A 13,649-nucleotide genomic window follows, 5' to 3' on the forward strand; every position below is an offset into this window, starting at 1 on the left:
TTGATTTCCACTCCAGGCACTTCGCTTTCCGCGGGCGGTCCGGGGAGCCTCCTCGGCGCATTAGCGCCTGTGGGGTCTCCCCAGCCCCGTCCTCCCGCAGGAGTCTCGTGCCTTCCGCTCCAATCAACAATTAGTTTTAACACTACCTATTTTTATGTTATCTTGATTCTTTTGCTTTGTTTTTGAATAGTTGGATATGGTCTAGTGCTTTTCCAGTACCGATAGCCACACAATCAAGTGGATTTTCTGCAATAAGTACAGGCATGTTAGTTTCTTCACTAATTACCTTGTCCAGATTTCGAAGCAGCGCTCCTCCGCCTGTTAAAACAATTCCACGGTCCATAATATCTGCAGCAAGTTCTGGAGGTGTTTTTTCTAAAGTATTTTTTACAGCCTCTACAATTGCGTAGACTGTATCTTTTAAAGCAACACCAATTTCCTTCGCTGTGATTTCAATTGTTTTTGGCAAACCAGTTAATAAGTCCCGGCCGCGAATTTCCATATTTTCGATACCCTCAGGGTCACCTGCAGATCCAACTTCCATTTTAATGGCTTCCGCTGTACGCTCCCCAATCATCAGGTTATAATTTTTCCGGATAAAAGTAACAATTGATTCGTCCATTTCATCGCCAGCCACACGAATAGATATGCTCGTAACGATACCACCTAAAGAAATAATCGCTACTTCTGTTGTACCTCCGCCAATATCGACCACCATACTGCCCGTTGGCTCCCATACAGGAAGGTTTGCACCGATGGCAGCCGCAAATGGCTCCTCAATCGTATAGGCGTCCTTAGCACCTGCTTGTCGTGTTGCATCTATTACAGCTCTTTCCTCAACAGCCGTTATTCCTGATGGTACACAAACCATTACATAAGGCTTACCTGAGAAAATGCTCTTACTTTTAATAGCTTGACGGATATGGTGTTTCATCATCGCTGCTGTAATCTCAAAGTCCGCGATGACACCATCCTTCATTGGTCTCATTGCGACTACATTTCCTGGTGTACGTCCAATCATGTTCTTCGCATCATTACCAACCGCCACAATCGATTTCGTGTCTGTCTGCATAGCCACAACTGATGGCTCTCTTAATACAATTCCTTTACCTTTTACATAAACAAGGGTATTTGCGGTCCCCAAGTCAATTCCAAGGTCTCTTGTCCCAATTCCAAACATAGTTGTATCTCCCTTTCTGATACGAAAATAGCTTAGGTAAGTGAATATACCTACCTTCTAATCATGTATTTTTCTAGTAAAATTTATATAGTAAACATGAAAGATGTCCTAAAAAATCATAAACATTATTATATCCCAACGTCTTAAAAAATCATAGTATTATAAATATCCTTTTTCCTTGAGAGAGACAAATTTATTTTCGCCAATGATGAGGTGGTCGAGGACGTCGATGCCTATCATTTTTCCGCATTCCACAAGCCTCTTTGTGACCTCGATATCCTCTCTGCTCGGGGCAGGATCACCGCTTGGGTGGTTATGGAGGCATATGATGGAGGCAGCTGATCGTTTTAGGGCATCGCGAAACACCTCCCTAGGATGTACGATCGAGGCATTTAAGCTTCCAATAAAGATGGTTTGTTTATGGAGCACTTGGTTTTTCGTATTGAGGTACAAGCAAACGAAATGCTCCTGTGATAAAAAGCGCATGTCGTTCATCACATAATTGGCACCATCTTCAGGTGAGCGGATCACATAACGGTCAGTATAATTTAAGTTGGCAATCCTTCTGCCAATTTCAACAGCAGCTAAAATTTGGATCGCCTTTGCCTGGCCAATTCCCTTAATTTCCGTCATTTCTTCCAATGTGGCCGCTTTTAAAAGCCGTAAGCCTTCAAAGTTTGTAAGCAGCCGGTTGGACAATTGTAAGACACTTTCATCCTTTGTACCAGTTCTAAGTAAGATTGCAATAAGTTCATGGTTCGATAAACTCTCTGGACCATTTTGGATAAATCGTTCTCTAGGTCTTTCATCTTGAGGAAAATCACGGATCATTAATGAATTAGTCGACATTCTATTTCCTCCCTATTTTAGGGAGTTAATGAACGATCTTGTTGTTACGACAACTGGTAGCCTAGCCTTTTCAACTCACGATAGGTCCTTGAGACAGGCAGGCCGACAACCGCAAAATAATCTCCATTAATTTTTTTGACAAGCATGCTTCCCAGCTGCTGAATACCATATGCACCTGCTTTATCAAGCGGCTCACCACTTTGTACATAGAAATTGATTTCCTCGTCCGTTAACTCCCAAAACCAAACTTCTGTTCTTTCATAAAATCGTGCAGTTCCATTTGGAGACAAAATGGATACACCAGTGTAAACATCATGCTTTCTTCCAGAAAGAATTTTCAACATTTCTCTGGCATCTGCTTCGTCAATCGGCTTTCCTAAAACCTGACCATCCGCAACGACAATCGTGTCGGAACCAATAACAAAAGCATTTGGATTTTCTTTAAAAATAACCTGTGCTTTTCGCTCGGCAAGATCCATAACTACATCCTCTGGAGAAAGCGTTGGATCAAAGCTTTCATCTACTTCACTGCTTGAGATTGTGAATGTTAATCGGAGGTTTTCTAGAAGTTCTTTTCGCCGTGGAGAAGAAGAGGCTAAAATGAGGTTCTGCATACAATCACCATACCTTTTGCATCAATTAGGGAGATACATGTTAATCCTATCAGAATTTGTTGAAGCAAACAATTTTTATATCATTAAAGTTCGAAGATTTTTGTCAAATTATGCAAATAATATCTTTAAATCCAAGTTCAGAATATTATGATTTAAACAGGAAAAGCCTGTCCAAATTAGACAGGCTTACTTTATTAAAATAATTTCCCGGAAAATATCAGCTTTTGTCGACTACAATGAATAATAAATACTTAAAAAGTTTAATAAATGCTGTTGTGCTTCAATTAAACTATCTTCGTTCTTTTTTTCTTGAAAGGCTTTGACTTTTTCAAGTGCACTGGATAATTCTGCGTTTAGATTCTTTACCTTTTCATTTTTCAGGTCTGCGGATTGCTTCAATTGATCACCTAAACTCGTGACTTCTTTACTAAAATCAGATGATATACTTCCAGAAACAATGGCATTGGAAGTGACCTTTGAAAGCTGTTGATAGATGGCTGGCGCTGCCTCTAGAAAACTTTTTTCAGTTTCATTAATTTCCTTCACTGTTTTTTCAGCAATGGGGATTTGCTTTGGCAGGACATCATCAAAGCCATTTGCTTCATAATGACTTTCCATTTGTTTTGCTGTTTCAATCGAGTCTGCCACACCTAAAAACATAAATTCTCTATTATTCATATTTAATGTTTGAGCTGGTGCACCTTTATCTTTTGCCTCGTTTGCTGCTCCTGATGCTGCATCTTTGGATGAGAAGGCACCACCTTGAACAATAAACGCAGTTTGAGCACCAATGACAATAGAACTACTCTTCCCTCCGGTTGCTTCTGAATCTTTATCTGTCCCCTTTTCTTCGACTGCAGGTTCAGTTACAGCTGGTTTGCTGTTATCAGAAATAACTAACTTAAGCATCAAGACCCCAAAGCTCGTCCCAATCAAGATAGCAAAAACTGCCGTTACTAAGATTGATTTAAACACTCCACCATTCCGCTTAGTAGAAAAGGTTGAGAACGAAACAGGCTTCTTTTTCCCACCTTTATTCGACTTCTGGCTGCTGACAACTTTATATTCCTTGATATCATTATCTGACGACTCCGGAATAATCCAATCAAAGCTTTCATCAATCGACTCCTTGGCTGCAGCAGTCTCCAGGAAACCATCCTGTTCGCTACTATCCTCATTGATCGTTATCACTTTCGTAAAAGAATCTTTACTAGATTCTTGTTCCTTCTTAATGGGCTCATCTGAAAAGGTTTGCATTTCTCCATTTACCTTTATTTTGATGGTATTGCCACGATTCGGCTTGTCCACTAACTTGTACTCCTTCCCCTACCAATAGCAATTTCTACCATCCTATCATAAACACAAAAAAAAATAACAAGACTTTTGTCGTCTTGTTATACAATGCTTTCGCCAATTTTTTTAATTTTTCACCTTTATATGGTTTACTGTTATTTTGTCAATGTCAGCGCAGAGGTTGCGTTTTTTTCCATCTAGACAAATGAATGAGACTTTTCCACCAGTTACATCAACATAAGTTGTCTCTGATGGAGTTAATACTTCACCTGTATAAGGATCGTGGAATTCATTTATATAGTTTAAACTAAATAAATCCGCATACGTAATTTTGGTTACGCTATTTTTATCCTCTATTTTTTCATCATTAAGATATAAATCAGCTGCATGTACAACCGATAATGCATTATTAACAAAGGACTTGTCTTTTGAACTAGCATTACTTTTGAAACCGAAACAAGGCCTATTGATGCAATAATACCTAAAATAACAATTACTGCCAGCACTTCTACAAGTGAATATCCTTTTTCATTAAAATAACTTGTCTTTTTCATGTAAAAACCCTTTTTACTTGGTATTTAGAAAGTAATTCTAGTTATTTTTTAATACATCCGAAAATGCGCTTAATGGATTTTTCTTGTTAGCAGGTCCTGGTGCATCAATCTTCGGCAAATCAGCAATTAAATCATTCAAAGTAGGCAGATAATAAGCAGAAACCGATAAACTATAACTCAATTTTTTTTCTGCTGGCTCTGTTTCTAAACTGGTAATTTCCTGCCCGCCAGTATAGTTAATAGATTCGACCACAACAATCCTGTTCAATGACTCGAGAGTACCAATAAATTTTTCCAATTCTTCATAGGTTGGTGATTCGACAGTCAAACTAATGGTTAGCTTCTTTAAACCAGTGACCGTGGTAGCCGTTTGAGCTTCTTTTTCTGCCTCAACTTCCTGTACAGTCTTGACCTCAAGTGATTCATCAGTGCTCGTTTCACCATTCGCAGTACTTTCTTGCACTGGCGGTGTAATGGTAACATCTGCGTCTTTAGAAAAGCTCATAGATCTAACTAAACTATTTGAAACGTTTTCTGCTCTTTCAAGATCCAAGATAAACTGCTCTTGAAGTGGAGTGACAGGCACCTTCTTCTGTAGTTCTCTCGTATCTTCAACAACCTTATTCGTTTCATCTGCCTTTTTCTGAGTAATGGCATCTAAAAGCTTTTGTTCTGTTTGCAGTGACTGCTCTTTCGTTACAAGGTCAGACTTTAAAGGAGAGAGCATCATGAATTGGGCAATGGCAATAAGTAAGATAACTAAAAGAATGCCAGCCAACAGTATTAGCTTTTCCTTTTTTGAAAGTTTAAGCTTCATGATGCTGTCCCTCCTTCTTCATCACTGTCACCTTTGTTTAGTAGCTGCTTAATTGTATCTTTTGTAAATGTAACCTCGAACTGACCAATATATCTAGGAACATATTTATTCGTCGGAACGGCAACCTTAGTTGTTTCTATAACATTTGTTCCTGTCGGCTTTACTGGAGTAAAGATAAATCTGGTTGGATCATTAGGATCTATAGTAACGATAAAGCTATCGTTACTATTCGGCTGGTTATTCTCTGTTTGAGCATCAGTGGGATTAGCAGCTGGTTCCTTCGCTTCTTCCACCTCTTGAGCATTTAATGAGCTGAGACTCGCTTCATTAATCCAATCCGATTCGTTTAAGTTGTCAAGGAAGTAAGCAGCCTCTCTAGCACTATCAAATTGAACTGAAAGTGAAACCGTCCCTGCCTCCGTATAACCAAAGCTTTGAATAAATCCTCGTTCAGGAAGCAACCCTGTTAAGTGTTGCATAACTGGAACAGTTTGGATTGGATAATTATTGGCCCAATCTACTGCACTTTTTAGTACAGTTACAGATAGCTGTGCTTCATTGTTTCCAATATTCTTTTGCTCAATTTCTGCAAGTTTTTTAGTACTTGATATTTGTCCTTCGACAGCAGCAATATCAGATTTTACTAATTGGATTTGCCAAAAATATATGCCTCCAATTACTACTAACACTGCGGCAAAACTAACTAACAAGATCACGAGACTCTTTTTACCACGTTCTTTTTGGGGAAGCAGGTTAATTTCTACTAGCATCATTTCACCTCTTTTAAAGCGAGACCTAAAGATAATAATAGATTAGCCGGTACGCTTCCTGTTTTACCATTTTCATCTACTTCCTGCTCAATCCTCTCAACAGGAATATCAAATCTGTCATTCATTTCATCATAAATCGCTGTTAACATTGGATGGTCACCGTTTAAAAGAAACTTAGAAACATCCTTTTTTTCATTCGAAAGCGTATAACGATAAAAATCAACTAACTTGTTAATTTCATTCAATATATCTTCAAACTGCATCGCTAATTCTTCCGTATCACCAGTGTATTTAAACACCATCAACCCAGCTGTGTCCTGTTTGATTTCCCATTTCTCGATATCAAAAGGTAGTGGAAACTGTCGCATAACTAGAGGAACGGTTTCTTCAAATATACACAAGTTAACACTTGTTAAGTCAAACTGTACTGTAAATAAAACCTCATTTTCTCCAGCTTGACCAAGTTGATGAAATAAACGATAAAGTGCAAGTGGTGAAATATCCGCTGCAATTGGTTTTAGCTTCAGACTAGAGAATAACTCTGCATATTCCATTACATATTGTTCTGGGGCAGCAAACAAAAGCAGGTCTTTTGTCTTGCCATTATTAGCAAGTGGAAAATAATCAAAGACAGGTTCTTCAAATGGTAAATGTATACTTGAACCAAGTTCCAAATACAGATACCCTTTGATTTCATCATCTTGAACATCCGCAGGAATGGAGACTTTACGAATGATTACAAGTGGATCAGGGACAAGAAAACGAACCTGACGACCTTTTATTTTCCATTCATCAATACACTCTTCAAGTATATTCGCTAGCGAATCAATATCAGTAATCTTCCCATCGGTTATAACGCCTGGGGGAAGGAAGCGTTCGCACCATTTTTGTGCAGCAGGGGGGTTGTTTTGTTTTAATTCAACAAAACGAACACAATGGTCATTTACTACCAGGCTAACTATACGATTTTTTGATAAAAAGAGGGAAAATGCCATAATTATTACCCCTTACTCTATAAAGCTATATTAAGAAACTGTAAGTATAAATCGATGAGTTCCGAACCCCAATAATAAGCCGTCAATGTCCCGGCTGCAATAAATGGTCCGAACGGAATCGGCTGTTTTCTTTTTACAATTTTAAAAAGAAGCGCCAAACCACCTATGACGGCTCCAAATAATGTAGAAAAAAAGAAGGATAAAAGTACTAGTTTAAAGCCTAACACGAAACCAAGTAAGGCATAAAGTTTCACATCACCGAAGCCCATCCCGCCTTTACTCACAAGCGCTATAACAAGCAGGAGGATAAAGCCAGTAGCAGCGCCTAGAAGGCTGTCCCACCATGGTGCAAGCGGCCAAAAGATTCGTTGCAATAAAAAAATCCCTGCAAACCAGATTAAGATCTTATCAGGGATGATCATATAGTGAATATCAGAAACAACAATTATGATAAACATTGAAATTAGTGTTAAGGCTATTACTAATTCTCCGGACCATCCAATTACAAGTGGTGCTGTTGCAAACAATATGCCAGTCAGTAATTCAAAAAACGGATAGATAGGAGAAATCCGCGACTGACAGCCGCGGCATTTCCCTTTTTGGCATATATATGAAATTACTGGTAAAAGTTCATAAATTTTCAAATAATGACCGCAGATAGTACATGCAGAACGTGGAGTAACAATAGATTGTTTTAATGGTACCCGAAGTCCAACTACATTAAAGAATGAACCAAAAACTAATCCATATACCAGCAAAAAAATATAAAGCATGTTATCTAGCAGCTGTTGCTAATTCATCTTCACTTACTACACCATCTTTTGTAGATGTCTTTTCAGCTATATCAGCAGCTTCATGGTCGATGGACCAAACATTAGTTAATGTATTAAAAGTAACTATATAAGTAGTATCTTTAACTTTTGATACATAAGTTGTTAAATCTGCAGTATCAGTAGTAGCTGCTGCATGGTGGAATTTTACTTTTGCATTATTTTCAGAGTATGCTAACTTTGCAGCTTCAATAATTTGAATAGCTTCTGTAACTTTTGCTTTATTCTTACTTTTATCCATTACGTTGGTGATGCTCGGTATAGCAATTGCCGCAATTATACCTAAAATAACGATAACTGCCAGTAATTCGATTAATGTAAAACCTTTTTGTTCTTTAAGTTTCGAACCCAATTTTTTAAACATTTGTCCATCTCCTTATGGTTCTATGAACCTAGTTATATTTCTCTATGAGTATACAATAAATGTAAGCTAAAGAAAAGAGAATATTAACGAACTTTGTCTTAATTTTAACATATTTGTAATATTTACTAGTAATTTGTTTATCAAATCATTTGGTCAAACATTGAGAACATCGGCATCATAATGGATAAAACAATGACTCCGACTAAACCTGCTAATAAAACAATCATAATTGGTTCAATTAATGATTTAAGCCTTTCTGTTCCTTGTTCAACTTCCTTCTCATAGAACTCAGCAATCTTAGATAACATCGCATCCAAAGCCCCTGTGCTCTCACCAATGGAAATCATTTGCGTTACAAGCGGTGGGAATGCCCAATGGTCCATCATCGGCTCAGTCATCGAGCGGCCTTTCTCAAGAGAACCTCTAGATTCTCTAATTACTCTAGCAATAACCTCGTTTTCTACTACCTTTTCAACAATCGACATCGCTTGCAAAATAGGAACAGAACTAGAAAATAGAGAACTAAGTGTTCTCATCATACGAGCTAGTGCAGCTTTTTGCAGCATATTCCCAAAAATCGGCATTCTTAAGAGTAAATAATCTAAATAATATTTTGTTTTTTTATTTTTCTTCATATACACAATCGCGAACACAAAGCCTAATACGATGAGGAGTATCATCCACCAAAACGATTGCATAAACCCACTGGCATTTAAGACAAATTTCGTAATCCCTGGAAGCTCAGCACCCATATCCTCAAACATGGTTACAAATGTTGGAACAACCCCAACTAGTAAGAAGATAACTGCACCAATCGCAAGAACTCCGATAACTGCAGGGTATGTCAAGGCAGACTTTACTTTTGACACAGTATCGTGCTGTTTTTCAAAATCGTCTGCAAGCTTCTCTAGTGTTTCATCCATATTCCCTGCTACTTCGCCAGCTTTAACCATGTTAATAAACATCGAGTTAAATATCTTCTTATGCTTCGCAACTGAATCCGAGTAAGGGTTTCCTTCTCGTAACTCCTGTTCGACAGCCAATAATGCCTTTTTTAGCGCCTTACTTTCCGTCTGGACTGCAAGGATTCCTGTTGCATCAACGACGGTTACTCCTGCTTTTATTAGTGTTGCAAACTGCCGTAAATAAATAACAAAATGCTGTAGCTTTACAGGATTTCCAATTGTCAATTCCATTGTCATAAGGGTTTCAGGCACTTCAGACATTTCAATGACTCGGATTCCGTCTTCTTTTAGTTTTGCCATTGCATCTCTTCTTGAAGCAGCCGTTACGGTTCCCTCTTTTTTTCCACGTCGGTCGCGTCCTGAATATTTAAATCTAGCCATCCAGCATCATCTTTTCTTGTAGATATTTGGTTGCAGCTTCTCTTTGAATTAGATTTCGATCAATCAAGTCTTTTATACTCATTTCAAGTGTATGCATGCCTTGAGCACGTGAAGTTTGCATTGTACTCTGGATTTGGTGAATTTTTTCATTCCGAATTAAATTGGCAATCGCCGGGTTATTAACAAGAATCTCCGTTGCGGCTTTACGTCCTTTTTTATCAACCGTAGGAAATAACCTCTGTGAAATAACCCCTAATAAAACAGAGGCTAACTGAACACGTACTTGTGGCTGCTGAGCAGGTGGAAATACGTCAATAATACGATTAATGGTTGATGGCGCACTAGATGTATGGAGCGTCCCCAATACAAGGTGGCCTGTCTCAGCGGCCGTTATCGCAATTCCAATTGTTTCTAAATCACGCATTTCCCCCACAAGAATGATGTCTGGGTCTTGGCGGAGCGCACCTTTTAAACCATTTGCATAGGATTTCGTATCAAAACCAACTTCACGTTGGTCAATAATTGAGTTTCCATGCTTGTGTAGATATTCTATCGGGTCTTCTAATGTGACAATATGCTTACGCATCGTACGATTTACATAGTCAATCATCGAAGCAAGAGTAGTTGATTTACCACTACCCGTCGGTCCCGTAACCAGAATCAACCCCTGCGGTTTCTCGACTAGTTCTGGAATGATTTTTGGCAAATCCAAATCTTCAATGGTAGGAGTTTTGGAAGCCACTACCCTTAGAGCTAACGATACGCTTTTTCGTTGATGATAGGCATTAACACGAAAACGCGATACTCCTGGAATACCATATGAGTAATCGAGCTCCCCTTTTTCCTTAAATAAATCATACATATTTTCTGGAATTGTTATTTTGGCGATTTCTTCAGTGTCATCGGGAAGCAATATGTCCTTCCCATAGCGTTTAATATCCCCATTAATACGAAAGACTGGTGGGACGCCGACAGTAAGATGAATGTCGGATGCCTTAAATTCTAACGCAGCCCTTAATATATTCTCTATTTTTTCTCTCATAATGATTTATCTCCTACTCCAAGATGGCTACACGCAATACTTCTTCTGTGGTAGTTAGACCTTGTTTTACCTTTAATAACCCATCATCAATCAAGAAGATGGTTTTATTTTTTATCGCATGCTCTTTTAACTTATGAACAGAATCATCATTCATAATAATCCTGCGCATATCATCATTCAGAACGAGCACTTCATGAAGGGCAACCCGTCCTTTATAACCGGTCATATTACACGATTGACAGCCTTTACCGCGTGTGATTTTTTCAATTTTCATTCCCCGGCGGGCAAATATATCGATTTCTCGTTTGGTCGCTTCTTGAACCTCAGCACAATCACGGCATACCTTACGAACTAACCGTTGTGCAACGATTCCAGTTAGAGAGGATGCGATTAAAAATGGTTCAACCCCCATATCAATTAATCGGGTAATTGTCCCTAGTGAGTCATTGGTATGCAGTGTACTAAGCACTAAGTGACCCGTTAGAGAAGCCCGTACAGCGATTTCTGCGGTCTCTTTATCACGGATTTCCCCAACCATGATAATATTGGGATCTTGCCGAAGAATCGAACGTAATCCTGCAGCAAAGGTCATCCCTACATTTGTGTTCACTTGAATTTGATTAATTCCTTCTAGTTGATATTCAACCGGATCCTCAATCGTAATAATGTTTACCTGTTCGCTATTTAATCGATTCAGAGCTGCGTAAAGGGTTGATGATTTACCAGAACCCGTTGGACCTGTAATCAGGACAATCCCTGTTGGCTGCTCAATCATTTCCGAGAATCGCTTAAGATTTAGCGCATTGAAACCAATTTTGTTTAAATCATTAAGGGCCGCTCCCATATCTAATATCCGCATTACAATTTTCTCGCCGTAAACTGTCGGCAATGTTGAAACACGAAGATCAATCGGATGGAAATCCAAATTTATTTTTATCCGTCCATCCTGCGGAATACGGTGTTCAGTTATATCAAGATTGGACATAATTTTAACCCTAGCAGTTAGGACGCTGCGCATATGTCGAGGCAATACACGTTCCACTCGTAATACTCCATCGACACGATACCGAACTACCACTTTTGTTTCCTGTGGGTCAATATGAATATCACTAGCTTTTTGGATAACGGCATTGTTTAGGATCTGGTTTACTAGACGTACAATCGGTGAATCGAGGTCATTAATATCATCGTCACGGCCCCGATCACTTGGCGAAAGCTCATCAAACAACTCTTCAAGACCTTCGTCGACATTGTAATATTTATTAATTGCCCTTAAGATACCTTCTTTTGTTGCAATGGCCGTTTCAATTTGAAAGCCTGTTGAAAGACGGAGGTCATCAATCACGATAAAATCCATTGGATCAACCATGGCAACATATAGTTTATTGCCTTCTTTTTTTAGAGGAATAATCAAATTGCGCCTTGCGGTTTCTTTTGATACTAGTGAAAAAAGATTCGTATCAAATGGATAATGCATTAGGTTGATATTTGGAATTCCTAATTGAACCTCTAATACCTCAGCAAGCTGCTGATCGGTAATATAACCCCTTTGCAGCAGGGCATCGCCAATTTTTTGATTTGGTGCCTTTTCCTCTAATGTTGATTGAAGCTGCTCAGGGGTAATTAACCCTTCCTCAATTAATAAATCTCCTAGTCGTCTACGTGTTTGTTTCATTTATTATCACTACTTAGATTATTTTGGTTGCTCATTTGGTTTCCCCCAAAGGTCATCATCCGAATCTTGTCCAATATTCGTAGGTGGTGTTGATGGATTTCCAGTAGAATCACCTTCATTTGTAGCCATAGCAGGTGTTTCGGTAGTAGCACCCTCCTGTGTTCCAATTAACCCATGAGCTTCAACACGGTAAACAGGTGGGTAGTAGTCCTCGAATAAAAACTCACTGTTAATCATTTGTGAACCTTGATAGGTTTCTCGATATATTTTTACGATTTGCCCATCTCCACCAATTGCTAGGACCTTTATTTTTCCTGGTAGAAGTAATGGACTATATTGAACAATCGTTTTGGGCTTTAGTTGCTGAGCCTCTTTTTTGCTAATTTTATAATCGTAAAGGAACTTTTCTCCCTTAAGCGTAACGGTTAGATCTTTATTTACTAATTTAAGTTCTATGGTATATGGTGTTGTATTTGGATTAACGATTATGAAATCTGCACCAGTGGCTGCATTAACCTTCGCTTCAAATCCAACAGCTGAATAATTTGGAAGCGCACTACTAATATTTCTTTCAACAATCTTAAAATTCGTTGGTAAAATCGACTGATAGATACCAGTTGCAATCACATTTAACGAAGAAGAACTTTCAAGCTTCTGCAGCTTGGCAAATTCAAGTAAAGAGAAATCAGCACCTTCAGCAATTTGTATTTCAGGATTTGCAGTAACTAGGGAAGCTAAATCATTCGGAACTTCTGTTAACTTCACAATAGCAGTACTTATGACATTATCTTTTTTACTAGCTTCAGCAATAAGATAATCCTTATTCAAATTAAATTTATAAGAGCCTGCTTCAAATTTTGCAGCTATATTGGATAAATCTGTTATTAGCTTCGAAAATTCAATTTCTTTTAAGTCAATTTCTGGAAATTGCAATTGGATTTGATCCTCAACGGGCATTAAGTCAAGTGCCATCGAAACTGTATTGTTTTGTCCGTCTTTTATTGAATAGACTGACTGGGTTGAATCAAAACTAAAAAGGTTACTATCGAATGGTACAACTTTTTCACTATATTGCAGTTCAAACTTTGTATTTTTTACCCATTCCACATACTTTTCTTCTAACAAAGCAATCGTTTCACTTTCTGTTTTCCCAGAAACATCTATCGAACCAACCGATGTCCCTTCTGCGTATATGCCGTCAGAAGAATCTGTTATATTTTCAAAAGCTTTGGCTCCAAAATGGGAAGAACTAAAAATAACTGCCGTGCAAAAAAAAAGTACAACAAATAATTTAATGAATGGTTGATGTTTGCTCAAACT

14 protein-coding genes are annotated in these 13,649 nt (G+C 38.3%); all 14 read right to left on the reverse strand.

Annotation, left to right across the window (positions count from 1 at the left end; all coding sequences use genetic code 11):
- Positions 1-157: 157 nt before the first annotated feature.
- A complete protein-coding gene (locus ACY3XC_RS03720; RefSeq protein WP_464867311.1) occupies positions 158-1,180 on the reverse strand; it encodes a rod shape-determining protein in 1,023 nt (340 codons plus the stop codon).
- A gap of 159 nt (positions 1,181-1,339) precedes the next feature.
- Positions 1,340-2,029 (reverse strand): RadC family protein, encoded by a 690-nt coding sequence (gene radC / locus ACY3XC_RS03725; RefSeq protein ID WP_464867312.1) that lies wholly within the window; start codon positions 2,027-2,029, stop codon positions 1,340-1,342.
- 44 nt (positions 2,030-2,073) lie between these two features.
- The gene (locus ACY3XC_RS03730) at positions 2,074-2,643 is read right to left on the reverse strand and encodes a Maf family protein (protein ID WP_464867313.1); all 570 of its coding nucleotides are present in this window, start codon (positions 2,641-2,643) and stop codon (positions 2,074-2,076) included.
- A gap of 231 nt (positions 2,644-2,874) precedes the next feature.
- Entirely contained in the window at positions 2,875-3,951 is a 1,077-nt protein-coding gene (locus ACY3XC_RS03735) for a hypothetical protein (RefSeq protein ID WP_464867314.1), read from the reverse strand.
- Positions 3,952-4,289: 338 nt separating this feature from the next.
- Positions 4,290-4,490 (reverse strand): prepilin-type N-terminal cleavage/methylation domain-containing protein, encoded by a 201-nt coding sequence (locus ACY3XC_RS03740; RefSeq protein ID WP_464867315.1) that lies wholly within the window; start codon positions 4,488-4,490, stop codon positions 4,290-4,292.
- 37 nt (positions 4,491-4,527) lie between these two features.
- Positions 4,528-5,307, reverse strand: coding sequence for a hypothetical protein (locus tag ACY3XC_RS03745; protein ID WP_464867316.1), 780 nt, complete (start codon positions 5,305-5,307; stop codon positions 4,528-4,530).
- Positions 5,304-6,080 (reverse strand): PilN domain-containing protein, encoded by a 777-nt coding sequence (locus tag ACY3XC_RS03750; RefSeq protein ID WP_464867317.1) that lies wholly within the window; start codon positions 6,078-6,080, stop codon positions 5,304-5,306. The genes ACY3XC_RS03745 and ACY3XC_RS03750 overlap by 4 nt, the downstream gene beginning before the upstream one ends.
- Positions 6,077-7,072: a type IV pilus biogenesis protein PilM gene (gene pilM / locus ACY3XC_RS03755; protein WP_464867318.1), complete on the reverse strand. Its 996-nt coding sequence runs from the start codon at positions 7,070-7,072 to the stop codon at positions 6,077-6,079. Before pilM ends, ACY3XC_RS03750 begins: the two co-directional genes overlap by 4 nt.
- A 17-nt stretch (positions 7,073-7,089) precedes the next feature.
- On the reverse strand, positions 7,090-7,845 hold the full coding sequence (locus ACY3XC_RS03760; protein WP_464867319.1) for a prepilin peptidase: 756 nt from the start codon (positions 7,843-7,845) through the stop codon (positions 7,090-7,092).
- Between the two features lies 1 nt (position 7,846).
- Positions 7,847-8,266, reverse strand: a complete 420-nt coding sequence (locus ACY3XC_RS03765; RefSeq protein ID WP_464867320.1) for a prepilin-type N-terminal cleavage/methylation domain-containing protein — start codon at positions 8,264-8,266, stop codon at positions 7,847-7,849.
- A 140-nt stretch (positions 8,267-8,406) separates the two neighbouring features.
- Positions 8,407-9,612 carry a type II secretion system F family protein gene (locus ACY3XC_RS03770; protein ID WP_464867321.1) on the reverse strand — a complete coding sequence of 402 codons (1,206 nt, stop codon included), beginning with the start codon at positions 9,610-9,612 and terminating at the stop codon, positions 8,407-8,409.
- Entirely contained in the window at positions 9,605-10,654 is a 1,050-nt protein-coding gene (locus ACY3XC_RS03775; protein WP_464867322.1) for a type IV pilus twitching motility protein PilT, read from the reverse strand. Before ACY3XC_RS03775 ends, ACY3XC_RS03770 begins: the two co-directional genes overlap by 8 nt.
- 13 nt (positions 10,655-10,667) lie before the next feature.
- On the reverse strand, positions 10,668-12,329 hold the full coding sequence (locus ACY3XC_RS03780) for a GspE/PulE family protein (protein WP_464867323.1): 1,662 nt from the start codon (positions 12,327-12,329) through the stop codon (positions 10,668-10,670).
- Between the two features lie 18 nt (positions 12,330-12,347).
- Positions 12,348-13,646 carry a hypothetical protein gene (locus tag ACY3XC_RS03785; protein WP_464867324.1) on the reverse strand — a complete coding sequence of 433 codons (1,299 nt, stop codon included), beginning with the start codon at positions 13,644-13,646 and terminating at the stop codon, positions 12,348-12,350.
- Positions 13,647-13,649: the final 3 nt, after the last annotated feature.

Source organism: Bacillus sp. CZDM1 (assembly GCF_055502545.1).

What these genes read in the sequence shown, in the direction of transcription:
- ACY3XC_RS03770 (WP_464867321.1), bottom strand. Translation starts at nt 9,612, where the DNA reads ATGGCTAGATTTAAATATTCAGGACGCGACCGACGTGGAAAAAAAGAG.
- ACY3XC_RS03765 (WP_464867320.1), bottom strand. Translation starts at nt 8,266, where the DNA reads ATGTTTAAAAAATTGGGTTCGAAACTTAAAGAACAAAAAGGTTTTACA.
- ACY3XC_RS03730 (WP_464867313.1), bottom strand. Translation starts at nt 2,643, where the DNA reads ATGCAGAACCTCATTTTAGCCTCTTCTTCTCCACGGCGAAAAGAACTT.
- ACY3XC_RS03775 (WP_464867322.1), bottom strand. Translation starts at nt 10,654, where the DNA reads ATGAGAGAAAAAATAGAGAATATATTAAGGGCTGCGTTAGAATTTAAG.
- radC (WP_464867312.1), bottom strand. Translation starts at nt 2,029, where the DNA reads ATGTCGACTAATTCATTAATGATCCGTGATTTTCCTCAAGATGAAAGA.
- pilM (WP_464867318.1), bottom strand. Translation starts at nt 7,072, where the DNA reads ATGGCATTTTCCCTCTTTTTATCAAAAAATCGTATAGTTAGCCTGGTA.
- ACY3XC_RS03745 (WP_464867316.1), bottom strand. Translation starts at nt 5,307, where the DNA reads ATGAAGCTTAAACTTTCAAAAAAGGAAAAGCTAATACTGTTGGCTGGC.
- ACY3XC_RS03740 (WP_464867315.1), bottom strand. Translation starts at nt 4,490, where the DNA reads ATGAAAAAGACAAGTTATTTTAATGAAAAAGGATATTCACTTGTAGAA.
- ACY3XC_RS03780 (WP_464867323.1), bottom strand. Translation starts at nt 12,329, where the DNA reads ATGAAACAAACACGTAGACGACTAGGAGATTTATTAATTGAGGAAGGG.
- ACY3XC_RS03750 (WP_464867317.1), bottom strand. Translation starts at nt 6,080, where the DNA reads ATGATGCTAGTAGAAATTAACCTGCTTCCCCAAAAAGAACGTGGTAAA.
- ACY3XC_RS03720 (WP_464867311.1), bottom strand. Translation starts at nt 1,180, where the DNA reads ATGTTTGGAATTGGGACAAGAGACCTTGGAATTGACTTGGGGACCGCA.
- ACY3XC_RS03760 (WP_464867319.1), bottom strand. Translation starts at nt 7,845, where the DNA reads ATGCTTTATATTTTTTTGCTGGTATATGGATTAGTTTTTGGTTCATTC.